A 20,960-nucleotide genomic window follows, 5' to 3' on the forward strand; every position below is an offset into this window, starting at 1 on the left:
TCAGGATTTCCAAAGAGCGAGGGGTGCGCCATCAAGGGCAACGAACTGGTTTGGCGCACTCTCGCTGACGCTGCACTCCTGCAGGAGCGCAGGTGGAAGAACGTCGAGGATCTCGCCTACGCCTCGGGGGTGCCCGCCTCGACGACGAACTTGGCCCTTGACCGCCTGAGCCTCATTGGCGCGATCCTCAAGTATCCCCGCGGTGGCTTCTCGGTGACGAGCCTGGACAAGGTGCTCACCTTGTTGTGTGCGCGGAGGAACCTCATCCAAGACACCCTCGCCATGACCACGGTCGAGGGGGCCCGCCCGCTCATGGACAGCTCGGCTGGTCCCTATGCGCTCGGCGGTCCGGACGCGGCGAACGTGCACCTCGGTGGTGTCCATGTCGCTGACTTCGTCGAGCATCTGCTCTACGTGCCTCATGTGGCCGCGGCGACGAAGTTACCGCCTGGCGGGGAGGTCCGGATCGTCGTCATGGACAAGCGTGCCGCACGGACGTGGGGCGGCTACAGCTCGCCAGCCCAGACCTATGCCGACCTCTTCGCGACTCCAGGGTGGGCTGCTTCCGAATACCGATATGCGATCCGTGACAAGTTCCTGCGGGAACGCGAGTGGGACCAGGCTCCCGATGTCCCCTGACATCTCAGCCGACGAGTCCGCGCAGCTCCACCTCCCTCGTCGACTCCCTCGTCGACTCCCTCGGATATGAGCTCGATCCGTCGATCCTGATCGGAGGGTGGGCGACCTACCTGAGGGTCGGTGGTGATATCAGCCAGGACATCGACCTCATCGTCCAGGACCCGTCTCGACGGGTCACCCTGCGGGATCGACTGGAGGACTACAGCGAGAGCTCTAGGCACAGCGGAGGGGCGAAGAAGGCTCGGGGCACAGCGGATGGCATCCACATAGACTTCCCCTACGAGTCCCAGCTCGGGGACCACCTGCTGCTGAAGGTGGAGGTACTCGCGCGATACGTCGACGATCAGAAGCGGCGCGGTTGGTCCCTCCTCACCATCGAAGCGCACATCACCACGAAGATGGCGGCGTTGCTTGACCGACCTGATTCGGAAAAAGGCGCGAAGGACGCTCGTGAGCTCGTGAGGCTCATCGAGTTCGGGGGAGATCCGGCAACGGTAATCCGCATCCTCCTTGAGGCGACCGCAGGAGATCCTGCCGCGATACCCGACCAGGTGGCGCGGGCATTCGCCCTGCTCGCAGATCGTGTGGGCTTCAACAAGGCGCAGAGGAAGCGCTATCGCGACATGGCGCGGGACTGGGAGGAGGAGGCGCGGTTCCAGCTCCGCGGTTCGGGTCCGGCACCTGTGCTCTGAGCATTCCCGTCGAGGGAATGCGAACCTACGCGGGGAACCCGTGCAGCGCCACGTGCTGCAGGAGGATCACCGTCTTGCCGTCGGCGATGCGGCCGTCGGCGACCATCGCGAGCGCCTCCTCGAGCGTGACCTCGATCCGCTCGATGTCCTCGCCCTCCTCGGCTACGCCGCCGCCCGCGCCCGCGCCCACGACGTCGGCCGGCGTGTACGACGCGAGGTAGTGGTGGACGCGCTAGGTGACGGATCCGGGGCTCATGAACAGGTCGAACAGATGCGTGAGCGCGACGACCTCGACGCCGAGCTCCTCGCGGGCCTCGCGGCGGATGGCGTCCTCCGGGGAGTCCGCGTCGAGGAGGCCTGCCGCCGCCTCGACGAGCATGCCGTCGGGGTGGCCGTTGACGTAGGCGGGGTAGCGGAACTGGCGCGTGAGGAGGATCCGGTGGGTGTCGGCCGCGTAGAGCAGGACGGTGGCGCCGTCGCCCCGGTCGTAGGTCTCGCGCTGCTGCTCCTGCCAGGATCCGTCACGCAGCCGCAGGTCGAGCGTGGCCCGGCGGAGCACGTGCCAGCCGTCGGAGGTGACCTCGACGCGCTTCACGACCACGTCGGGGTTCCGGTCGAGGTCGGCGCCGCGGAGGTGGAGGCCGGTGCGGCCCCGCGAGTCGGGCACGGTCTCACCGGGGCGCGTCATGCCCCCATGCTCGCGTGGAGCGAGGCGGGGGCGCGTCCGTCCGACGGCGGATCCGCGCGGCGGACGGCGAGGATCAGGCGCGGCCCTGCAGGATCAGGTTCCAGTAGACCCACGGGAGCACGTAGCGGTCGGCGAGGAACGTGATGCGGCGCTCCTTCGCGAGGCCCTTCCAGCCCGGGATCGTGAGCTTCGGGCGGTAGCGGTCGTCGAACTCGGCGAACACCACGGTCGAGCGCGAGACCACGAACGGGCACACCGAGTAGCCGTTATAGGTCTGCGGCAGCGGCTTCCCCTTCAGCGCCGCGACGAGGTTCTTCGCGACGGTCGTGGTCTGCTGGCGGAGCGCGCCGCCGGACTTCGAGTTGGTGGTCGCGGCCGCGTCGCCGAGCGCCCACACGTCGGGGAAGCGCGGGTGGCGGAGGGTGAGCGGATCCACCTCGACGAAGCCGCCCGCGTCGCTCGGCGCGGCGAGGCCGGTGCCCGCGAGCCAGTCGGGCGCGGACTGCGGCGGTACCGCGTGCAGCACGTCGTAGGCGAGGGTCTCGCGCCCGGCGCCCTCGAGTCCCTGCTGCGCGGCGTGGTCCGGGCCGAGGAGCGCGCGGGAGCGGTCGACGCCGGCGATCTCGACGGTGCGGGCGGCGGGATCCACGGCCACGAGCTCGCGCCCGTACCGCACCTCGATGCCGTACTCGGCGACCTTGCGCTCGAGCTCGGCGTCGATGAGCGGCATGCCGAACATCGTGGGCGTCGGCACCACGAGCACCACGCGGATGTCGTCGAGCACGCCGATCGCGCGCCAGTGGTCGCACGCCAGGTACATGGGCTTCTGCGACGCGCCCGAGCAGGTGCCGGGGCCGTCGGGCTGGGTGAAGACGACCGTGCCGGAGCGGACGTCGCGCAGCACCTGCGACGCCTTCGCGGCGTAGTGGTGCTCGTAGTTGGAGATGCCGACGGGGGAGTCCATCGCCTCCGCGAGGCCGGGCACGGAATCCCAGTCCTTCTGGATGCCGGGGCACACGATGAGCTGGCCGTAGGAGACGCGGCGGCCGGACTCGAGCGTCACCGTCTTCGCCACCGGGTCGATGCCGGCGACGCGGTCCCGGATCCACGTGACGCCCTTCGGCGTGACGGATCCCTGGGGCCGGGTGGCCTGCGACGCCCGCGCGGTGCCGCCCGCCACGTGCGAGAACATCGGCTGGTAGTAGTGCGTGTCGCGCGGTTCGATGACCGCCACGTCGTCGACGCCGTACCGCCGGAGCCGGCCCGCGACCGAGAGGCCCGCGTTCCCCCCGCCGATGATGAGGACGTCGTGATGCGGGATCGTGCCGGGGTCAGCGGTCATGGGCTCACCCTAGGCCGGGGTGCGACGACGTGACCGGGGGCGGGAGACGGGCGCCTCCCGCCCTGGCCGGAAAGCGCACGCCGCGTGCCGCCCGGTGGCCGCGCAGCGAAGCCCGACCGCTCCCGCCTGGAGGAACGCTGGACGTCCAGGACGGGCCGGGTGCACCGGCCGTCTCCTTGACGTGCCGGGCATCCAGCCGGCACCGCGAGCCCGCATCCGGCATCGCGCCCATCCACCTCAGGAGCACCACATGACCGACGTCACCCCCGCCACCGCATCCCGCCGCGCCGCCGCCACGCATACGTCCGCCGACTCCACCTCGGGCAAGAACACGATCACCGACGGCGTCGTCGAGAAGGTCGCCGGCATCGCGGCCCGCCAGGTCCCCGGCGTCCACGACCTGGGCAACGGCGCCGCGCGTGCGGTCGGGGCGATCCGCAACGTCATCGGCCAGCAGGACCGCGGCCAGGGCATCTCCGTCGAGGTCGGCGAGAAGCAGGTCGCCGCGGACATCGTCGTCGTCGCCGAGTACCCCGTCGCGCTGCAGGACCTCGCCGACCGGATCCGCGAGTCCGTCACCGACGCGATCTCGCAGGTCGTCGGCATGGACGTCACCGAGGTCAACGTCACCGTCTCCGACGTGCACATCCCGTCGGACGACGAGGACGACGACGACTCGAAGAGCCGCGTCCAGTAGCACCCCGCCGTCGGCCCCGGCCGACGTGCACCCCGCGGCGGGACCGGTCGACCGGTCCCGCCGCACGCGGACGAGGGCCGACCGCCCGCCGCGCCGACATCCGCACCACCGAAGGAGCACCGCCGTGAACGACGCCGCACCCCACATCCGTCCCGTCGACCTGACCGGCGTCGACGCCGCGCACCCGGAGGGGGAGACGGCCGCGCACCGCATCGGCGTCGCCGCGGCCGAGACCGCCGCGGGCGTCACGGGCGTGCACCACCTCGGCGGCGCGACCGCGCGGGCGCTCGACGCGGCGTCGCGGGCGATCCGCGGCACGAGCACCGGGCCCGGCGTCACGGTCTCCGAGGAGGCCGGCGGCACCGTGATCGACATCGACCTCGTGGTCGAGTACCCGACGCCCGTGCAGGACGTCGTCGCCGAGACGCGCGAGCAGGTGGCCCGCGCCGCCCGCGAGATCGCACCCGGCGCCGTCCGCGTGGACATCCGCGTGACCGACGTGCACGGCCCGTTCGACGACGAGCAGTCGCCCGCGGGCGCCGCGCTCGAGAAGGCGAAGGACGCCGGATCCGACGCGCTGGAGAGGGCGAAGGCGGCTGGATCCGAGGGGCTCGAGAAGGCGAGGGCCGCGGGCGCGGTGCTCGCCGACTCCGCGGAGGCGGACGTCGAGGAGACCCGGGAGGCGGCCGAGGACCGTTACCACCACGCCGCCGACTTCGACACCTACGCGGCGCACGACGGATCGGAGCCCGAGGTCACCGTGATCGTCGACGGGCACGGTGACGGCGCCACGCGCGTCGAGGTCGACGGCCCCGGGACGGTCGAGGTGCAGGGCGACCGCGTGGAGGTCGACGGGCGCGACGCCGCCGACCGCTCCTAGCGCTCGGCGGGCCGGACCGCGCCGCTACCGCCCGATGCCGGCCAGCGAGCCCACGGTCTTGCCCGCGGGATCGCCGATGATGCAGTCCACCGTGCGGTCGCCCGTGCTCCAGCTCTCGTTGGTCGGCTTGTACCCCTGGTAGTCGTAGATCGAGTCCTGGTAGTCGAAGCCGGCGAAGGGCCCGAACGCCGATCCGCACAGGTCGTCGGCCTGCGCGTCCACCGCGTCGTCGCCGGGGAAGTCGTCGCCCGTCAGCGTGGGCGCCGCGTACACCTCGAAGTCGTGCGGGTCGGAGCACGGGACCGTGCTCACGTCGCCCACGAGGTGCGAGTGCCCGGAGTCGGTGTCGCTCGCGGGGTGCGCATCGCCCCCGTGCTGCTCGTCCACGGCGGCCGACGCCGCGTCGTCGAGGCAGTCGCCCTGACGCAGCGTGAACACGTCGGTCGTGCCGCCGGCCGTGATGGATCCGTCGTCGTCGCGCGTCTCGGCGTGCGGCACGAGGTCGGCCAGCTGCTGCAGCGAGCAGCCGCTGAGCGCGGCGGTGAGGAGGACGGCCGCGAACGCGGTGGGCAGGATGCGGCGGGCGGCGACGGCCATGGGGGTCCTCGGGTTCGGGGAGCGGATCGCGCTCACCGTAGCGGTGCGGCTCGCGTGCTCGCGCGAGTTCTCCTGTCCGACAGGGCGGGCGTCAGTCAAAGCGCGCGCCGCCGGGCCGCGACCGGCCCGCGGTCATGATCACGTAGACGATCGTCCCGAGGAGCGGGATGAAGTTGATGAACGTCCACGTGCCGCTGCGGTCGACATCGTGCAGCCGCCGCCACGAGACCGCGAACGACGGGATGAAGACGGCCAGCTGGAGCACGCCGAGGACGGCGCTCCAGGAGTCGGCGACCGTCACGGCGTCGAAGAACCCGAGCGACTCGCGGCTGTCCGTGTTCAGGCTGCTCAGGGTCCGCAGCGCGGACGACACGACGAACCCCGTGAGCGCGCACCACCAGAACTCGCTCCGGCTGGCGCGCCCGCGGAAGGTCGCGTACTTGAGGAAGAACCTCCTCATGGCCTCCCGCCAGGACGCGCCGTACAGCGGCAGCTCGAGGGGCGTCGTGGATCCGGGCGGCATCGCGGCGGTCATGCGTCGACCGTACGCGGGCCCGGCCGCATCCGGGGGGGGCGGATGCGGCCGGGCGGTCGGGGAGGCGGGCGAGCCGTGAGGGGATCAGCCCTTCAGCGCGTCCTTCAGTTTCACGCGGGATCCGGTGCGGAGCAGCGAGTTGCTGTAGATGCGGGATCCGAGGGCCACCACCACGGCGGTCGTCGCGATGAGCACGGCGAGCGACACGAGCGGCTCCCACCACTGGGCCTCGCCGAGGAACAGGCGCATCGGCATCCCGACCGGGGCTGAGAACGGCACGTACGACATGACCGTCATCACCACAGGGTTGTCGTTGAAGAAGATGACCGCGAAGTACGGGATCATCACGAGGTACGTGACCGGCGCCGTGACGGCGCCCACGTCCTCCTGGCGGGAGACGAGCGAGGCCGCCGTCGCGAAGAGCGACGCGAGCAGCACGAACCCGAACAGGAAGAACACGACGAACCAGATCACCGCGGGTCCGACGATCGCGAGGAGCGCGGTCTGCTCGGTCACGAGGAGGCCGACGCCGGACATCAGGGCGATGAGGGCGATCTGCGTGAACGCCAGGATGCTGTTCCCGAGCACCTTGCCGGCGAGCAGCGCCCGCACGGGGATGGTCGACATGAGCAGCTCGACCACCCGCGTCTGCTTCTCCTCGACCACGCTCTGGGCGATGATCTGCCCGAACGTCAGCGCGGAGATGAAGAACACCACGCCGAACGCGAGCGCCACGATGTAGGCGATGGCGGGGTTCGTGGTCGGCTCGTCGAGGAGCTCGACGCGCGGGGTGTCGGTGAGGGCGCTCACGACGCCGTCGGGCGCGGAGGTGTCGCCGATCACGAGCACGGCGCCGTCGGTGTCGGCCTGCGTGTCGGGGACGACCGCCGCCTCCACGTCGCCGTCGCGCACCATCGCCTGCGCGTCCTCGACGCTGTCGGCGGGCACGCCCTCGAGCGACGCGGCGCCGGAGATAGCCTGCTGGGCGCTGCCGACCACGGCCACGCGCGTGGGATCGCCGTTCCCGCTGCCGCCGTTCGCGGTGAGGAAGCCGCTGACGACGATGGAGACGAGGATGCCGACGAGCAGGATCCCCGTGCTGATGAGGAACGACTTGCTGCGCAGGCGCATGCGCACCTCGCGGCCCGTCACGAGCATCGTGGACTGGGCGAACGTCGGGGCGGTGCCCCGTCGGGTGGCGGTGGTGGTGCTCACTGGACGACCTCCTGGAAGATCTCGCTGAGGGTGGGGCGGCGGCGGGTGAAGCCCGTGACGGATCCGCGGGAGACGGCCTCGGCGAGCACGCGCTGCCGCGCCTCCTCCTCGGCCTCGAAGAGCACGTAGCCGCCGTCGAACTCCACGACCTCGACTCCGGGCACGTCGCGCACCCAGCCGCTGTCGCCCGCGATCTGCAGCTCCGTGAGCGGGCGGCTGTGCTGGTCGCGCAGCTGCTCGCGGTCGCCGGATGCGCGGATCCGGCCCTCGGCGATGACGACCACGTCGTCGCAGAGGCGCTCCACGATGTCGAGCTGGTGCGAGGAGAAGAGCACGGGCACGCCCTGCGCGGCCCGCTCGGTGAGCACGCCGAGGACGGTCTCGACGGCGATCGGGTCGAGGCCCGAGAACGGCTCGTCGAGTACCAGCACCTCGGGGTCGTGCACGAGGCTCGCGGCGATCTGCGCCCGCTGCTGGTTGCCGAGCGACAGCGACTCGATGGGGTCGTTCCGGCGTTCGCCGAGGCTGAGCCGCTCGAGCAGTCGCTCGGTGCTGGCGGTCGCGTCGGCGGCGCTCATGCCGTGCAGGCGGCCGAGGTAGACGATCTGCTCCTGCAGCTTCATCTTCGGGTAGAGGCCGCGCTCCTCGGGCATGTAGCCGAAGGTGCGGCGGCTCGAGGTGCCGAGGTCGCGCCCGTCGAGCGAGACGGTGCCGGAGTCGGGGGTGAGCACGCCGAGCATGATCCGCATGGTGGTGGTCTTGCCGGCGCCGTTGCCGCCGACGAAGCCGGTCAGCCTCCCCGGCCGCACGGAGAAGGACACGTCGTCGAGGACGCGACGGTCCCCGAACGAGCGCGTGACGTTCTGGACTTCGAGCACGAATGGCCTCCTCGGTGGGCATGGGTGATCCGTGCTGCTCACGCTAGGGGCGGGGGCGCGCGGGGGCGTCCGCCGTGTGGGGGAACCGGGTGGGGGACGGGGCGGGCGTCGTCAGCCCAGGTACGGCGCGGGCGGCGGGCCCGTGACGCCCGGCCGCACCGCGAACAGCATGCCCGCGCGCGGGTGGCGGGCCGAGTCCTCGGGCGAGTAGCCCTCCTGCGATGTCGTGATCACGAGGACGTCGCGGTCGGGCCCGGCGAAGGCGCAGCTGGAGACCTGGGGCGCGTCGACCTTCACCGAGCCGACGTGCTCGCCGGTCGGGGAGTAGCGGCGCACCTCGCTGCCGCCCCAGAGCGCGACCCAGAGGAAGCCCTCGTCGTCGACGCACATGCCGTCGGGGTGACCGTCGGCGGGGTCGATCTCGACCACCACCTCGGGATCCGCCAGGCCGCCCTCGTCGGTGACGCGGAAGCGCCGCACCTGCTGCGTGGGGGTGTCGATGTAGAGCATCTCGGCGCCGTCGGCCGAGAACGCGGTGCCGTTGGAGATGGTGACGCCTTCGAGCACGGTCATCGCGCGGCCCTGGTCGAGCAGGTAGAGCGCGCCCGCGCCGGGCGTCTTGTCGAAGGCCATGGATCCCGCCCAGAGCCGGCCGCGCGGATCCACCTCGCCGTCGTTCATGCGGCGCCGGATGCCGTCGGCCGGGAGCACGTCGACCATCGGGATCAGCTCGCCGTCGCCCGTGAGGCGCACGAAGCCGTCGCGCGCGGCGAGCACGTGGCCGCCGTCCGCGTGCCGCACGACCGCGCCGACCGGGCCGCCCACGTGCGTCTCGGTGACGGGCTCGACCGCGAGCGTGACGGGATCCAGCGTGGCCTCGCGCACGATGCCGACGTACTGGTCGGCCCAGAGGAGCGTGCCGCGGGCCGCGTCCCAGAGCGGCGCCTCGGCGTGCTCGGAGCGGACGGTGGCGAGCGGCTGCGCCTCCCAGGTCCTGACGCTCATCGGGGATCCGCCGAGGCCGCGCCGTCCCGCGGCCCGCGCTCCGGCGCACCCGCGCCCTCGTACGCGCGCTGCGGCATCTGCGTCGCGAGCTTGCCGCCGCTCACGTCGACGAGCGTGCCCGTGATGTAGCCGGCGCGGTCGCTCGCGAGGAACACGAGCAGGTCGGCCACGTCGTCGGGCCGCTCCCACCGGCGGATGCTGAGGGTGTCGAGCAGGCGGTCCTGCGCGGGCTCCGGCATCTCGGCGAAGCCGTTCATGGCCGTCGGGATCATGCCGGGCGCGTACGCGTTGACGGTGATGCCCCACGGCCCGAGCTCGCTCGCGAGCACGCGCGTGAACTGCACGACGGCGGCCTTCGACGCGCCGTACGCGGCCGCGCCGACGCTCGGGATGACGGCCGCGAACGACGCCGCGTTGATGATCCACCCGCCTCCCGCCGCCTTCATCGCCGGGATGACGGCCTGCGAGAGCAGGAACACCCCGCCCACGTTCACGTCGAACGCGGCCTGGAAGCGCGCGGGCTCCAGCGTCTCGACGGACCCCTCGACGTTGATCCCGGCGTTGTTCACGAGCACGTCCACGCGGCCGGCCTCCTCGACCACCTGCGCGACGGCGGCCTGCACGGAGGCCGGGTCGGTGACGTCGGCGACGATCGCGGTGACCCCCTCCGGCAGCGCGTCGCGGAAGCGGAGGTCGAGCCCGAATACCCGGCACCCTTCCTCGAGGAAGCGCTCGGCGATGGCGCGGCCGATGCCCTGGGCGGCACCGGAGACGACGACGACCCTGTCGCGGAGGTCGATGAGCATGCGTGTTCCCCACAGTCCTAATAGCGTTTCCCTCAACGTAGGGGAGACCGCCATGTCCGGATCGCGGACGCACGACCAGCACGACGACCACGACGGCGACGCGCCTGGGGAGGGAGCGGCGAGCCGGCGGACGCTGTGGATCAGCGGCGCGGGGTCCGGCGTCGGCCGCGCGACCGCCGTCGCCGCGGCCCGCGACGGCTGGCGCGTCGTGCTCTCGGGCCGGCGCCGGGAGGCGCTCGAGGAGACGCGCGCGCTCGTCGAGGAGGCCGGATCCACCGCGGTCGTCGCCCCGCTCGACGTCACCGACGACGCCGCGCTCGCCGCCGTGGTGGCGGGCCTCGACCGGCTCGACGGCGTCGTGGTCGCCGCCGGCCTCAACGCGCCGCGGCGCTCCTGGGCCGACCAGGACCTCGCCGACTTCGACCGCATCGTCGCGACCGACCTCACCGGACCCGCGCACCAGGTCGCGGCCGCGCTGCCGCTCCTGCGCGCATCCGGCGGCACGGTCGTGCTCGTCTCCTCGTACGCCGCGTGGACCCACTCGCCGGGCGCTGGGGTCGCCTACAGCGCCTCGAAGACGGCGCTCGGGGCGCTCGTGCGCGACCTCAACGCGCAGGAGGCGGGCAGCGGGATCCGCGCCACGCACCTCTGCCCCGGCACCATCGACAGCGACTTCCTCGCGCTCCGCCCGACCGTCCCCGACGCCGAAGAGTGCGCCGCGATGCTCACGCCCGACGACGTCGCCCGCGCCGCGATGTTCGTGCTCGCGTCGCCGCCGCACGTGCGGATCGACGAGCTGGTGCTGTCCCCGATGTCGCAGCGCGGCGGGTTCTGAGGCGGACCTCCGGGGAGATGAGTCGCGCTCATGACCGTGCCAGGCTGTCCGCGAGCTCGTCCCGGGGTGATGATGTCCCCGGGACGAGCTCGCGACGAGGCCAGCCGCTCAGGCAGGCTCCGTCAGCGGCGGTGTGCCGACTGCGAGTCCCGTGCCGATCTGGCCTGTCGGCCGAGGACCCAAGCCACCGCGTATCCGGCGAGGATCACCGCTGCCGCCATGGCGCCGAGAAGCCACGGGCTCATGTCGGTGACGGCAGCGAGCCCGATGGCGAGCAGAGTGGGGATCAGCCATCCGTAGTGCTTCAGGGCGGTCATGCGCAGTTGCTCCTGTCGACCTTGTGGAGCCGCATGCCGACCGGCGCGATCTTCACCTGATAGCAGCCCGTGTTCTGCACACTGGTGTTTCGGAAGATGGAGGTCACGCCCCCCCAGATGTTCTGGAGGGTGGGCACGCCGACGAAGCTGCAGAGACCCTGGATGATCCAGCCGACACTGGGCATCTTGCCGGCCCCGACGCAACCGCCGGCGAGGGCTGTGCCGAGTGTCGACACGGTGATCGCGGAGATGATCTTCACCTGGAGCCCCGTCATGTTCCAATACGCCCCGGGACCCTCAGAAGCTCCGGCCAGCCCGACCGTGATGGTGGGATCTGCGACGACCGGGTATGCGATGTCGCTTCCGTGCAAGGACTGCGTCAAGATGTCGCCGTCGAGACGGTAACTCGTGTGGACGGTCTTGCCGTTCGCATCCACGGCCCACGGCTCCTCGATCTCCGCCAGGGCGATTCGCGTGCCCCCCGCACCGATCACCGCGACGTATCCGCGATCTCGAGGTATGAGCGTCGCGCCCTCGGGTAGATCGACTCGGAAGTCCGTGCTCTCTGCGCCATCGTCGATGCGGCTCATCACCCGTATCCCGGCGGGCAGGACGGTCGTCGAGAAGACGTCTGCCGAAGGGGCGATGCCTACTTCGAAATCTCCGAAACCAGCGACGGCCTCGTCGTTCTGCACCTTGACTGAGACGCCTTGGTCGAGCGCTTGGGCATCGACAGGGTCGAGGCCGACGGCGAGCTGGGCGGAGTCGAACAGCGTGTCCTCGGCCGAAGTCGCGTTTGCGGGCGTCGCGCCCAGGCCTAACAATGTCGTGGTCAAGAGCGCTAGAGCTACCATCGACGCAGGCGTTCGCTGGATGATGTTTCTTTCCTCTCGTGCTCCGTGGACCGCCACGGTCCCCGGCGTCACCCAGTCAAGGTCCCAGCCGCATCCATGTCGATACGTCTTCGGAAGGATTTCTGCAACCACGTCGCCGTGCTATGCGTCCCCGCATCCGAGAAGGTGCCTCGCACAGCGACTTCCTCGTGCTCTGGCCGACGATGCCCGACCTGGCCCGCGCCGCGATGTTCGTGCTCGCCTCGCCGCCGCACGTGCGCATCGACGAGCTGGTGCTGTCCCCGATGTCGCAGCGCGGCGGGTTCTGAGGCGGGCTGGTCGCCGCGCTCAGCCCTCGAGGTCGTCGTCGACGTCGTCCCCGAGCTCCTCCTCGCGCGCCATCCGCTTCCGCCAGCGCGCGTTCCAGATCTCGAGCCGACGGTCGGTCTTCGCCTTGCGACGCAGATCCCCCGGCGTCGCCGAACGCATCCAACGGTGCTCCGCGACCCACGACTCCGGCGGGAGCCACCGCTCATGGGCGTCCACGAGAGCCTGCTCGATCTCCGCGTCGAGCATCGAGACGTCGATCCCGCCGTCGTAGCAGTAGACGGTCCACGTCATGTCCTCGGCGACGAGGAGGTACCGGCCCTCCTCGCGGTGCGCCACATCGCAGAGGTCGTCCAGGGAGGGGCGACCGCTGCGGATGCGGAACTCGGTGGTGTACTCGTCCGCCTCCTCCTGGCTCGTCATGCCCGGTTCGGTGAAGGACGCCCACGGCAGGAGGCCGGGGAGCGAGGTGTCCCCGTCGCCCATGTGCCCGCTGCACGCGTCGGTCAGGACGTGCATGCCGCCGCCGGGCTCAGCTCGCGCCCGGCACCACGATCCCGCGCTCGTACGCGAACACGACGGCCTGCACGCGGTCGCGCACGCCGAGCTTCAGCAGCAGGCGCGAGACGTGCGTCTTCACGGTGGCCTCGCCGAGGTAGAGGCGCTCGGCGATCTCCGCGTTCGCGAGGCCCTCGGCGAGGAGGCGCAGCACCTCGAGCTCGCGGTCGGTGAGCGTCTGCACGCGCGGGTCGGTCGGGATCGTCGGGGCGGGGATCGGCGTCGCGGCGTCGTCGTCGGGGGCGCCGGATCCGCGGCCGAAGCGCTCGATGACGCGGCGCGTGACGTCGGGCGAGAGCAGCGCGTCGCCGCGGGCGAGCACGTGGACGGCCTCCACGAGCGACTCCGGCGACGCGCTCTTCAGCACGAACCCGCTCGCGCCCGCGTCGAGCGCCGTGAAGAGGTAGTCCTCGCGGTCGAACGTGGTGAGCATGAGGACACCGGCCCGGATCGACGGGTCGGCGACGATGCGGCGCGTGGCCTCGAGGCCGTCGACGCGCGGCATCTGCACGTCCATGCAGATCACGTCGGGCGCGAGCGCGGCGGCGAGGCGCACGCCCTGCTCGCCGTCGGCGGCCTCGCCGACCACCTCGATGCCGTCCTCGCTCTCGAGGATCACGCGGATGCCGGCGCGCACGAGCGCCTGGTCGTCGACGAGCAGGACGCGGATGGAGGCGGACACGGCGGACGCGGCGGTGGCCGCCGGGTCGCTCGGGTCGGCGGTCATGCGCGGGTCTCCTCGGGGATCGACACGTCGAGCGGGACGGGCATCGGCACGGGTGGCACGACCGGCGTCGGCGCGGTCGGCACCGACGCGCGCACCAGGTAGCCGCCGCGCGCCTTGGGGCCGATCTCGATGGATCCGCCCACCGCCGCCACGCGCTCCCGCATGCCCCGCTGGCCGAGGCCGCCGGGCCCGTTCCGCACGGGACCCGCGGCCGCCGACGCCGCCGCGCCCGCGGGCCCGCCGTCGCTGACCTCCACCTCCACGCGCTCGGCGAGGTAGCGGAGCCGGAGGTCGACGCGCGCGCCCGTGCCCGCGTGCTTCCGCACGTTCGTGAGCGACTCCTGCGCGACGCGGTAGACGATGAGGTCGACCGTCGGCGTGAGCGGCCGCGGGGTGCCGATGACGTCGAACGCGACCTGCAGGCCCGCGCCGCACGCGTCCGCTACGAGCTCGTGCAGCTGGTCGACGCCGCGCGTGGAGGCCGTGCGGGTCGGGTCGGCGTCGGCGGGGGCGTCGGATCCCGTGCCGTCGTCCTCCTGGCGCAGCGCGACGAGCATGCGGTGCAGCTCCTCGATGGCGCTGCGCGCGTTGTCCTCCACGATGCCGAGCGAGGTCGCGGCCTTCTCGGCGTCGCGCGCGAGCACCCGGCGGGCCGCGCCCGCGTGCACACCCATCACCGACACGTGGTGCGCGACGACGTCGTGCAGCTCCCGCGCGATGCGGACCCGCTCGAGCGTGACCGCCTGCTCCGCGACCCGCTCGCGCTCCGTCGCCAGCTCGGCCGTGCGCGTCTCGAGCGCGCAGCGATCCCGCGCCGACGCCCACGCCCGGTCGCCGAAGTACCAGGCGCCGCCGAAGTAGAGGAGGTTGGTGATGATCGTGATGAGGCCGGCGGCGACGGGCGCGGGGATCCAGGAGTCGGCGGGCGCGTTCGCGAAGGTGGAGCCGGAGAGCGAGTAGAACCCCGAGGTCTGCAGCAGCGCGCTGAACAGCCACGCGAACATGCCGACGACGATGATCCCGCGCACGATGTTCGCCCGCATCCGGTTCCGGCCCCATGCGCCGAGCGAGTACATGGCGATGAACATGGCGATGTTGGAGAACAGCAGCTCCGGCACGTACTGGTACGCCCCGATGACGAAGGTGGCGCCGATCACGAGGGTCACGGCCTCGGGCTGCAGGCGCCGGAGCGCCAGCGGGAGCGTCATGAGCAGGATCCAGGCGCCGACGATCCACAGCGCGGGCCGCGAGGGGTACATGCCGATCGCGTAGTACTGCATGACGCTGAAGGTGGTGAGCGCGAGCATGACGAGCGCGAGGAGCACGTCGAACCGCAGCCCCGCGCGGTCGGGCCGGGGCCGCACCCAGAAGCGGTCGACGCTGTCGGGGGCGGATGCGGCGCTCATGCGCCCACGGTATCGACGCGGCCCGGCGCGCCGCATCCGCCGGATGACGGAACGCGCGCGGGTGACGGGAGCCTGTGGCCGGACACCGGGATAGGCCGCATGGGTCAACCGGTGCCAGACTGACGGGACGGGCGCATCCGCCCGGCCGTCTCTCCCGCACCGCCGCGGATCCTCCTCCGTGCCCGCCGTCCGCCAGCACGAGAGGCGCCCGACCTCCCGTCCCGCGCCCTCGTCGCCCGCGCGTGCGCTCGCCGGCCGGATCCGCTCGCACCACCGCCGACGCCCGCGCCGGCACGAAAGGACCCGCATGTCCGACACCATCGCATCCGCCCGCCCGGCGCCCGGCGGCACCGGCGCGCCCGGCGGCACCGGCGCGCCCGGCGACGCCGGCCGGCCCGCCGCCCCCGTCGTCTCCCGCCGGGCGTGGCAGGCGCTCATCGTGCTGCTCGCCGGCATGTTCGTCGCGCTGCTCGACACGACCATCGTGAACGTGGCGCTGCCCAGCATCCAAGAGAGCCTGAAGGCCTCCGAGTCGACGCTGAGCTGGATCATCTCCGGCTACGCGCTCGCGTTCGGCCTCGCGCTGATCCCCGCGGGCCGCCTCGGCGACCGCTACGGGCACAAGTGGGTGTTCGTGACCGGCATCGCGCTCTTCACGCTCGCCAGCCTCGCGTGCGGTGCGGCTCAGGACGACCTCCAGCTCGTGATCGCGCGCGTGGTGCAGGGGCTCGCCGGCGGACTGTTCGTGCCCGCGGTGACCGCCTTCATCCAGCTGCTGTTCCCGCCGCAGGCGCGCGGCAAGGCGTTCGCCATCATGGGCGCCGTCATCGGCGTCTCGTCCGCGCTCGGCCCGATCGTGGGAGGCCTGATCATCCAGGCGGCGGGGGAGGAGTCGGGCTGGCGCCTGGTCTTCTTCGTGAACCTGCCCGTCGGCCTCGCGACCGTCATCGCCGCGATCTTCCTGCTGCCCAGCCGTCGGGTGGCCGAGGAGGTCGCGGGCGACGTGCGCGCGCAGTCCGGGCAGCGCGCGGGCGCGAAGAAGGGCGGATCCGCCCCGGCCGCGGCCCCGTCCGGCGTCGACCTCGTCGGCATCCTCCTCGTGAGCGCGGGCCTCGTCGCCCTGCTCGTGCCGCTCATCGACGGCCAGGACCAGGGCTGGCCGCTCTGGACCTACCTGTCGCTCGCGGGCGGCGTCGTGCTGCTCGCGCTCTTCGGCGCCTGGGAGGTCCTGCAGACCCGCCGCTCGAAGGGCGTCCTCGTGCCGCCGCACCTGTTCACGCACCCGGCCTTCACGGGCGGCGTGATCCTCGCGATGGTCTACTTCGCGGCCTTCACGAGCATCTTCTTCACCATCTCGATCCTCTGGCAGTCGGGCCTCGGCAACTCGGCGCTCGAGTCCGGCCTCGTCTCGATCCCGTTCGCGATCGGCAGCATCGTCGGCTCCTCGCAGAGCAACCGCCTCACGAACCGCCTCGGCCGCACCGTGCTCGTCATCGGCGCCGCGCTCGTGAGCGTCGGACTGATCTGGCTGTGGCTCGTGCTGCTCCACACGGCGGCCGCGGACCTGAACAGCTGGATGCTCCTCGTCCCGCTGCTGCTCGCGGGCATCGGCAACGGCCTCTTCATCGCCCCGAACGCGCAGTTCATCGTCGCGACGGTCGATCCCGCCGAGGCGGGCGCGGCGTCCGGCGTGATCGGCACCGTGCAGCGCGTCGGCTCGGCGGTCGGCATCGCGGTCATCGGCAGCGTGCTGTTCGCGGGCGTCGCCGGTGCCGGGATCCGCGGCCCGCAGATGGTGCCGCAGGCATTCACCGATGCGTCGGCCTCGGCCATGGGCGTCAGCGCGATCTTCGCGGTCGTCGCCTTCGCGCTGGTGTTCGCCCTGCCGCGGCGGGTGTCGCGCGGGCACTGACGCGCGCAGCTCCACCACTCTCTCGCCGATCCGGATCCGTCCGGGTCGGCGAGAGCCGTTTCCCCGGGTGCGTCCCTCTTTCCTATGCCGTGGCGATGCGCGCCCGCAGCCGCGCGAGCGCGTCCGCCGCGCCCCGCAGCACCGCGATGTGGCCGTCGCCCGGCCGGATCACGAGGTCGGCGTCCGGCACGCGGTCGGCGAGCCAGCGCGCGTGCGCGACCGGCGCGATCCGGTCGGCGTCGCCGTGCAGCAGGATCACGGGGGCGGTGACGGCCGCGAGGTCGACGCCCCAGTCGGCGACGAGCGCGAGGTCGTCGTCGACCATGCCGCCGATCCCCGCGTCGAGCCCGCGGCCGGCGACCCCGTTCAGCCACGCCCAGTCGGTCTCGAGGGCGCGGAGGTCGCCGTCGGTGAACATCGCCGGGTCGAACACGGACGCGCCCAGCTCCGCCTTGAGCGCCTCGCGTCCGGCCACCGCGGCCCGCAGCTCCCGCTCGCCGCCCGCGTGCATGCCGGCGAACCAGTCGAGGCCCTCCGCGCGGATCGGCGCGAGGGCCGCCCCGCACAGCGCGCCGAGCACGCGCTCCGGGAGCGCGGCCGCGGCGGCCAGCGCGAGCACCGCGCCGCTCGAGTGCCCGAGCACGGCGAACCGGTCGATCCCGAGGGCGTCGGCGAGCGCGGCGTCGTCGGCGGCGGTGTCGGCGACGACGCGGCCCGAGTGCCGGGTGGATCCGCCGTACCCCGGCCGGTCGTACGACACCCACCGGATCCCACGGCCCGCCGGCGCCTCCATGAGCGGCGCGGGCGGCGGCCCCACGTTCGGCGTGCCGTGGTGGTAGACGACCACGAGGTCGGAGCCGTCGCCCGATCCCGTGTCGTAGCAGTGCAGCGTGCGGCCGTCGGGCAGCCGCAGGTCGGTCTCGGTGAGCATGGGCCGAGCGTAGGCGCGCGTGCGCGCGGCGGACAGGCCCGCGGCGCGACCCGGGACGCGCGCGCCGCACGGTGACAGGATCGGCACATGGACGAGGCGCAGCGCGGCGAGCTCCGGGAACTCCGCCGTCGTGCCTACGGACCGCGGCCCGACCTGGACGACGCCGAGCTCGACCGGCTGCGGGAGCTCGAGGCGCGGCAGGGGGGCACGGCCGTTGCGTCATCCCCGGTGCGGGCGGCCGCACCCGGCACTCCGCCCGCGGCCCGCCCGGCGGGTCCCGCCCTCGAGGAGCACATCCCGGCAGTCGACCACTCGGACGACGACGACGCCCTCGCCTCCGGCCCACCCGCTCCGCGACGCCGCGGCACCGCGATCCTCTGGGCCGCGTCCGCCCTCGTCGCGGTCGGCGCGACCGTCGCGCTCACCTCCGGCTTCGCGTCGATGACGGACCGCGAGGTCGCCACCGTCGCGCTGGATCCCGACCGCCCCGTCCCCGACCGCTGGGACGCCTGGTACCAGGACGTCGCGACGGGCGTCGGCGAGTTCCATGGCCTCACGGTGATCGGCCTGGAGAACCCCGAGGACGACGCGGCGTGCGTCACGGTCGTCGCCCCGCGGTTCGCCCGCGGCACGAACCCCGTCGGCGGATGCGCGGCCGGCTCGTTCCCGGCCCGCGGCGTGCTCACGGTCACGGGCGACATGCCGGCCGAGCTCCGCGACGAGTTCCCCGAGGGCACGGCGCTCGAGTTCGTGCTCGAGGGCGGATCCGTGCGCGTCACCGCGGGCTAGCCGCAGCGGCCCGCGCGTCAGGCGCGGTTCGACTTCAGCAGCCGGGTCACCGCGATCATCGCGCCGCCCACCACGGCGGGGATGCCGCCGCCGGGGTGCACGGACGCGCCGACCCGCCACAGCCAGGGTCGCCAGGGGTCGTTGTACGAGGGACGGTGGAACGGCCCGCTCAGCCACGGCGGACGCGCCGCCCCGTAGAGCGCGCCGTGCGGCTCGCCGCCCTCGCCGTAGTGCCGCGGATCGAGCACGGTCTGCTCGTCGAGGAGGTCGGTGAGGGGCCGGTCGAGCCCCATCGCCGCCGAGACGCGGTCGACCTCGCGCCGCACGAAGGGGTGATCGGCCGTGTAGCGACGGCCGTCGGCGGGCGCCGTCAGCAGGATCCCGACGGTGCTGCGCGGGTTCGGGTACACCTCGCCGGCGCGGTACTGGTTGACGAACACCATGGTGTCCGCCGGCTCGTCGCCCGCCTCGAGGCTCCGGTGCAGCGCGGCGGGCCTCGTCGGCAGCACCACGCTGTGCGTCGCGATGTCCGCGGGCAGCTCCTCCCGCAGCGCGCCGTACAGCGCGACGGCGGAGCACGAGAGGGTGCGGGGGCGGAGGCAGGGGAGCGGCGGGATCCGCGACGGCCCCATGAGCGTCGCCAGCCGGTCGGCGTCCAGCGCGCTGACGACGAGGTCGGCGGGGTGGCGGCAGGCCTCGGTGGTGACTGCCCCGCGCTCGATGCGGGTGACGGCCTCGCCGGTGCGGATCTCCACCCCGGCCGCCTCGGCCAGCCGGCCCAGCGCGAGCACGATCTCGTACACGCCGCCGCGCGGCACCCACGCGCCGGTCTCCGCCATGATCGCCGGCATGCTGGCGTAGAGGGCCGGGGTGCGCGCGGGCGAGACGCCCGCGTTGAGGGTGTGGATCGCGATGATCTCGCGCAGCCCGTCGGGCAGCCACGTCAGGCCGTCGAGGTAGGCGCGCGTGGTGAGGCGCGTGCCGTACACGTCCAGCAGCCGGCGCAGCGCCGGGAGGGCGGCCCGGTCGAGGGGGTCGGCGAGCAGCAGCTCGGTCACGTCGTCGGCGAGGGGCGCGTGGATGTCGGAGAACCGCTTCCAGGCGGGGTACCAGGGGTGGTCGGGCGCCACCGGCAGGGAGGTCTCCTCGCCGTCGTGGTAGTAGCGGCCTACCTCGGGCATCCGCACCAGGTCGAGCGCGCCGGCGTCGCGGGTCCGCTCGGGGGCGCGCCCGCCGTCGTCGAGCCGCTTCAGCAGCTCGTCCCACACGGCCGGGAATGTCACCAGCGACGGACCGGTGTCGATGCGGTCCTCGCCCAGCACGATCCGCCGGCTCTTGCCGCCGAGCTCGGGAGAGGCCTCGAGCAGGGTGACGCGGTGGCCCGCGTGCGCGAGCAGCGCGGAGGCGGTGAGCCCGCCCAGCCCGCCGCCGACCACGACGACGCGGCTCACGGGGTGCCTCCCAGCACGATCGCGACCATGAGCAGGACCCCGGCGAACGTCCCCGCGATGTACGGGAAGGCGACCGACAGGCGGTAGAGGCGGTGCCCGGTCTCCGGCGTCGGGTCGCGCAGCAGGCCGACCACGAGGATCCCGGCGATCAGCAGGTCGACGGCCGCCACGGGCACGCTCACCACGGCGAACAGCGCCGTCGAGACGATCCACCAGGCCCCGCTCCACAGGGCCGTCCCGCGCGGGCCGAGCCGCACCGCGGTGGTGGTGATGCCCGCCTCACGGTCCTCCACGATGTCCTGCACCGCGTCGAACGCGTGCTTGGCCACGCTCCAGGCCATGAGGCCGAGGGCGGCGGGCCAGACCGGCGTCACCTCGAGGGCCGCCGGCACGATCACCAGCGGCAGCGCGTAGGCCGCGTTGCTCAGCGAGTCGAGGAAGGGCCGCGCCTTGACGCGCAGCGGGGGCGCGGAGTAGAAGACGAACACGCCGGCGTAGAGCAGGATCGCCGCGTTCGCGAGCGGCGGCAGCACGAGCAGGAAGCAGACGAGGAACGGGATGTTGACGGCGGCGACGGCCCACGCGATGAGCCGCACCTCGGACTGGCGGATCCGTGCGCCCTCGATGGAGCCCTTGCGCGGGTTAGCCGCGTCCGTGTCCTGGTCGTAGATGTCGTTGACGCCGTAGATGAGCAGGTTGAACGGCAGGGTCAGCCACAGGATGATCGGCAGGGCCCGGAGATCGAAGAGCGCGCCGGTGAGCCAGATGGCCACGAGACCGGACCCGATCGTGTTGATCCACAGCACCGGGCGCGAGATGACTACGAGGCGGCGCACGGCCACGGTGATCTCCGACAGCGCCCCGCGGGACATGGTCTCGCTGCCGTCGGTCACCCGCACG

At 72.8% G+C, this 20,960-nt stretch carries 23 protein-coding genes and 1 pseudogene; 8 read left to right on the plus strand and 16 right to left on the minus strand.

Features of this window, described 5'->3' with window-relative positions; genetic code table 11:
* Nucleotides 1-129 precede the first annotated feature (129 nt).
* Nucleotides 130-639 (plus strand): hypothetical protein, encoded by a 510-nt coding sequence (locus CMN_RS01655; protein ID WP_015489130.1) that lies wholly within the window; start codon nucleotides 130-132, stop codon nucleotides 637-639.
* Nucleotides 612-1,331: a nucleotidyl transferase AbiEii/AbiGii toxin family protein gene (locus tag CMN_RS01660; protein ID WP_015489131.1), complete on the plus strand. Its 720-nt coding sequence runs from the start codon at nucleotides 612-614 to the stop codon at nucleotides 1,329-1,331. Before CMN_RS01655 ends, CMN_RS01660 begins: the two co-directional genes overlap by 28 nt.
* 25 nt (nucleotides 1,332-1,356) lie before the next feature.
* Here the strand turns inward: CMN_RS01660 and CMN_RS01665 are convergent.
* Both CMN_RS01665 and CMN_RS01670 read right to left on the minus strand, forming a co-directional pair.
* Nucleotides 1,357-2,019 (minus strand): annotated as a pseudogene (locus tag CMN_RS01665) (NUDIX domain-containing protein).
* Nucleotides 2,020-2,092: 73 nt separating this feature from the next.
* Complete coding sequence (locus CMN_RS01670) at nucleotides 2,093-3,361, minus strand: NAD(P)/FAD-dependent oxidoreductase (protein WP_015489132.1); 1,269 nt, start codon at nucleotides 3,359-3,361, stop codon at nucleotides 2,093-2,095.
* 250 nt (nucleotides 3,362-3,611) lie between these two features.
* Here CMN_RS01670 and CMN_RS01675 point away from each other — a divergent pair, with 250 nt between their 5' ends.
* The gene (locus tag CMN_RS01675) at nucleotides 3,612-4,058 is read left to right on the plus strand and encodes an Asp23/Gls24 family envelope stress response protein (RefSeq protein ID WP_015489133.1); all 447 of its coding nucleotides are present in this window, start codon (nucleotides 3,612-3,614) and stop codon (nucleotides 4,056-4,058) included.
* Nucleotides 4,059-4,182: 124 nt separating this feature from the next.
* A complete protein-coding gene (locus CMN_RS01680; RefSeq protein WP_015489134.1) occupies nucleotides 4,183-4,938 on the plus strand; it encodes an Asp23/Gls24 family envelope stress response protein in 756 nt (251 codons plus the stop codon).
* A 24-nt stretch (nucleotides 4,939-4,962) separates the two neighbouring features.
* On the opposite strand, the gene CMN_RS01685 is transcribed toward CMN_RS01680, so the two are convergent.
* The 6 genes from CMN_RS01685 to CMN_RS01710 form a co-directional block, all read right to left on the minus strand.
* On the minus strand, nucleotides 4,963-5,535 hold the full coding sequence (locus CMN_RS01685) for a septum formation family protein (protein ID WP_015489135.1): 573 nt from the start codon (nucleotides 5,533-5,535) through the stop codon (nucleotides 4,963-4,965).
* Nucleotides 5,536-5,626: 91 nt separating this feature from the next.
* The gene (locus tag CMN_RS01690) at nucleotides 5,627-6,070 is read right to left on the minus strand and encodes a DUF805 domain-containing protein (RefSeq protein ID WP_015489136.1); all 444 of its coding nucleotides are present in this window, start codon (nucleotides 6,068-6,070) and stop codon (nucleotides 5,627-5,629) included.
* Nucleotides 6,071-6,154: 84 nt separating this feature from the next.
* The gene (locus CMN_RS01695; protein WP_015489137.1) at nucleotides 6,155-7,285 is read right to left on the minus strand and encodes an ABC transporter permease; all 1,131 of its coding nucleotides are present in this window, start codon (nucleotides 7,283-7,285) and stop codon (nucleotides 6,155-6,157) included.
* Entirely contained in the window at nucleotides 7,282-8,163 is an 882-nt protein-coding gene (locus CMN_RS01700; RefSeq protein WP_015489138.1) for an ABC transporter ATP-binding protein, read from the minus strand. Before CMN_RS01700 ends, CMN_RS01695 begins: the two co-directional genes overlap by 4 nt.
* A gap of 111 nt (nucleotides 8,164-8,274) precedes the next feature.
* The gene (locus CMN_RS01705; protein ID WP_015489139.1) at nucleotides 8,275-9,168 is read right to left on the minus strand and encodes an SMP-30/gluconolactonase/LRE family protein; all 894 of its coding nucleotides are present in this window, start codon (nucleotides 9,166-9,168) and stop codon (nucleotides 8,275-8,277) included.
* Nucleotides 9,165-9,974 (minus strand): SDR family NAD(P)-dependent oxidoreductase, encoded by an 810-nt coding sequence (locus CMN_RS01710; protein WP_015489140.1) that lies wholly within the window; start codon nucleotides 9,972-9,974, stop codon nucleotides 9,165-9,167. Before CMN_RS01710 ends, CMN_RS01705 begins: the two co-directional genes overlap by 4 nt.
* 52 nt (nucleotides 9,975-10,026) lie before the next feature.
* Between CMN_RS01710 and CMN_RS01715 the strand changes: the two genes are divergently transcribed.
* A complete protein-coding gene (locus tag CMN_RS01715; RefSeq protein WP_015489141.1) occupies nucleotides 10,027-10,809 on the plus strand; it encodes an SDR family oxidoreductase in 783 nt (260 codons plus the stop codon).
* A gap of 122 nt (nucleotides 10,810-10,931) precedes the next feature.
* Here the strand turns inward: CMN_RS01715 and CMN_RS01720 are convergent, their stop codons facing one another.
* Both CMN_RS01720 and CMN_RS01725 read right to left on the minus strand, forming a co-directional pair.
* Nucleotides 10,932-11,126, minus strand: a complete 195-nt coding sequence (locus CMN_RS01720) for a hypothetical protein (RefSeq protein WP_015489142.1) — start codon at nucleotides 11,124-11,126, stop codon at nucleotides 10,932-10,934.
* A complete protein-coding gene (locus CMN_RS01725; protein ID WP_131666458.1) occupies nucleotides 11,123-12,112 on the minus strand; it encodes a hypothetical protein in 990 nt (329 codons plus the stop codon). The genes CMN_RS01720 and CMN_RS01725 overlap by 4 nt, the downstream gene beginning before the upstream one ends.
* Before the next feature lie 11 nt (nucleotides 12,113-12,123).
* On the opposite strand from CMN_RS01725, the gene CMN_RS15235 reads away from it, so the two are divergent.
* Nucleotides 12,124-12,288, plus strand: coding sequence for a hypothetical protein (locus CMN_RS15235; RefSeq protein ID WP_227077718.1), 165 nt, complete (start codon nucleotides 12,124-12,126; stop codon nucleotides 12,286-12,288).
* A gap of 19 nt (nucleotides 12,289-12,307) precedes the next feature.
* On the opposite strand, the gene CMN_RS01730 is transcribed toward CMN_RS15235, so the two are convergent.
* The 3 genes from CMN_RS01730 to CMN_RS01740 are packed head-to-tail and all read right to left on the minus strand — an operon-like array spanning nucleotide 12,308 to nucleotide 14,977.
* Nucleotides 12,308-12,805 (minus strand): DUF3885 domain-containing protein, encoded by a 498-nt coding sequence (locus CMN_RS01730; RefSeq protein ID WP_015489144.1) that lies wholly within the window; start codon nucleotides 12,803-12,805, stop codon nucleotides 12,308-12,310.
* 13 nt (nucleotides 12,806-12,818) lie between these two features.
* Nucleotides 12,819-13,571, minus strand: coding sequence for a response regulator (locus CMN_RS01735; RefSeq protein ID WP_015489145.1), 753 nt, complete (start codon nucleotides 13,569-13,571; stop codon nucleotides 12,819-12,821).
* The gene (locus tag CMN_RS01740; protein ID WP_015489146.1) at nucleotides 13,568-14,977 is read right to left on the minus strand and encodes a sensor histidine kinase; all 1,410 of its coding nucleotides are present in this window, start codon (nucleotides 14,975-14,977) and stop codon (nucleotides 13,568-13,570) included. The genes CMN_RS01735 and CMN_RS01740 overlap by 4 nt, the downstream gene beginning before the upstream one ends.
* Nucleotides 14,978-15,284: 307 nt before the next feature.
* On the opposite strand from CMN_RS01740, the gene CMN_RS01745 reads away from it, so the two are divergent.
* The gene (locus CMN_RS01745) at nucleotides 15,285-16,889 is read left to right on the plus strand and encodes an MFS transporter (RefSeq protein ID WP_015489147.1); all 1,605 of its coding nucleotides are present in this window, start codon (nucleotides 15,285-15,287) and stop codon (nucleotides 16,887-16,889) included.
* 82 nt (nucleotides 16,890-16,971) lie between these two features.
* Here the strand turns inward: CMN_RS01745 and CMN_RS01750 are convergent, their stop codons facing one another.
* Complete coding sequence (locus CMN_RS01750) at nucleotides 16,972-17,820, minus strand: alpha/beta fold hydrolase (protein ID WP_015489148.1); 849 nt, start codon at nucleotides 17,818-17,820, stop codon at nucleotides 16,972-16,974.
* An 87-nt stretch (nucleotides 17,821-17,907) separates the two neighbouring features.
* On the opposite strand from CMN_RS01750, the gene CMN_RS01755 reads away from it, so the two are divergent.
* Nucleotides 17,908-18,609 carry a hypothetical protein gene (locus CMN_RS01755; protein ID WP_015489149.1) on the plus strand — a complete coding sequence of 234 codons (702 nt, stop codon included), beginning with the start codon at nucleotides 17,908-17,910 and terminating at the stop codon, nucleotides 18,607-18,609.
* 17 nt (nucleotides 18,610-18,626) lie between these two features.
* Here CMN_RS01755 and CMN_RS01760 read toward each other — a convergent pair whose 3' ends face one another.
* Nucleotides 18,627-20,060 carry a phytoene desaturase family protein gene (locus tag CMN_RS01760; protein ID WP_015489150.1) on the minus strand — a complete coding sequence of 478 codons (1,434 nt, stop codon included), beginning with the start codon at nucleotides 20,058-20,060 and terminating at the stop codon, nucleotides 18,627-18,629.
* Complete coding sequence (locus CMN_RS01765; protein WP_106389096.1) at nucleotides 20,057-20,953, minus strand: UbiA family prenyltransferase; 897 nt, start codon at nucleotides 20,951-20,953, stop codon at nucleotides 20,057-20,059. Before CMN_RS01765 ends, CMN_RS01760 begins: the two co-directional genes overlap by 4 nt.
* Between the last annotated feature and the right edge of the window lie 7 nt (nucleotides 20,954-20,960).

Origin of the sequence: Clavibacter nebraskensis NCPPB 2581 (genome assembly GCF_000355695.1) — a bacterium.
Lineage (GTDB): Bacteria > Actinomycetota > Actinomycetes > Actinomycetales > Microbacteriaceae > Clavibacter > Clavibacter nebraskensis.

Excerpts from the sequence above, each read along its gene's own strand:
- CMN_RS01755 (WP_015489149.1), top strand. The coding sequence starts at position 17,908 with ATGGACGAGGCGCAGCGCGGCGAGCTCCGGGAACTCCGCCGTCGTGCC.
- CMN_RS01740 (WP_015489146.1), bottom strand. The coding sequence starts at position 14,977 with ATGAGCGCCGCATCCGCCCCCGACAGCGTCGACCGCTTCTGGGTGCGG.
- CMN_RS01670 (WP_015489132.1), bottom strand. The coding sequence starts at position 3,361 with ATGACCGCTGACCCCGGCACGATCCCGCATCACGACGTCCTCATCATC.
- CMN_RS01690 (WP_015489136.1), bottom strand. The coding sequence starts at position 6,070 with ATGACCGCCGCGATGCCGCCCGGATCCACGACGCCCCTCGAGCTGCCG.
- CMN_RS01715 (WP_015489141.1), top strand. The coding sequence starts at position 10,027 with ATGTCCGGATCGCGGACGCACGACCAGCACGACGACCACGACGGCGAC.
- CMN_RS01710 (WP_015489140.1), bottom strand. The coding sequence starts at position 9,974 with ATGCTCATCGACCTCCGCGACAGGGTCGTCGTCGTCTCCGGTGCCGCC.
- CMN_RS01675 (WP_015489133.1), top strand. The coding sequence starts at position 3,612 with ATGACCGACGTCACCCCCGCCACCGCATCCCGCCGCGCCGCCGCCACG.
- CMN_RS01735 (WP_015489145.1), bottom strand. The coding sequence starts at position 13,571 with ATGACCGCCGACCCGAGCGACCCGGCGGCCACCGCCGCGTCCGCCGTG.
- CMN_RS15235 (WP_227077718.1), top strand. The coding sequence starts at position 12,124 with ATGCGTCCCCGCATCCGAGAAGGTGCCTCGCACAGCGACTTCCTCGTG.
- CMN_RS01730 (WP_015489144.1), bottom strand. The coding sequence starts at position 12,805 with ATGCACGTCCTGACCGACGCGTGCAGCGGGCACATGGGCGACGGGGAC.
- CMN_RS01745 (WP_015489147.1), top strand. The coding sequence starts at position 15,285 with ATGTCCGACACCATCGCATCCGCCCGCCCGGCGCCCGGCGGCACCGGC.
- CMN_RS01720 (WP_015489142.1), bottom strand. The coding sequence starts at position 11,126 with ATGACCGCCCTGAAGCACTACGGATGGCTGATCCCCACTCTGCTCGCC.
- CMN_RS01685 (WP_015489135.1), bottom strand. The coding sequence starts at position 5,535 with ATGGCCGTCGCCGCCCGCCGCATCCTGCCCACCGCGTTCGCGGCCGTC.
- CMN_RS01705 (WP_015489139.1), bottom strand. The coding sequence starts at position 9,168 with ATGAGCGTCAGGACCTGGGAGGCGCAGCCGCTCGCCACCGTCCGCTCC.
- CMN_RS01750 (WP_015489148.1), bottom strand. The coding sequence starts at position 17,820 with ATGCTCACCGAGACCGACCTGCGGCTGCCCGACGGCCGCACGCTGCAC.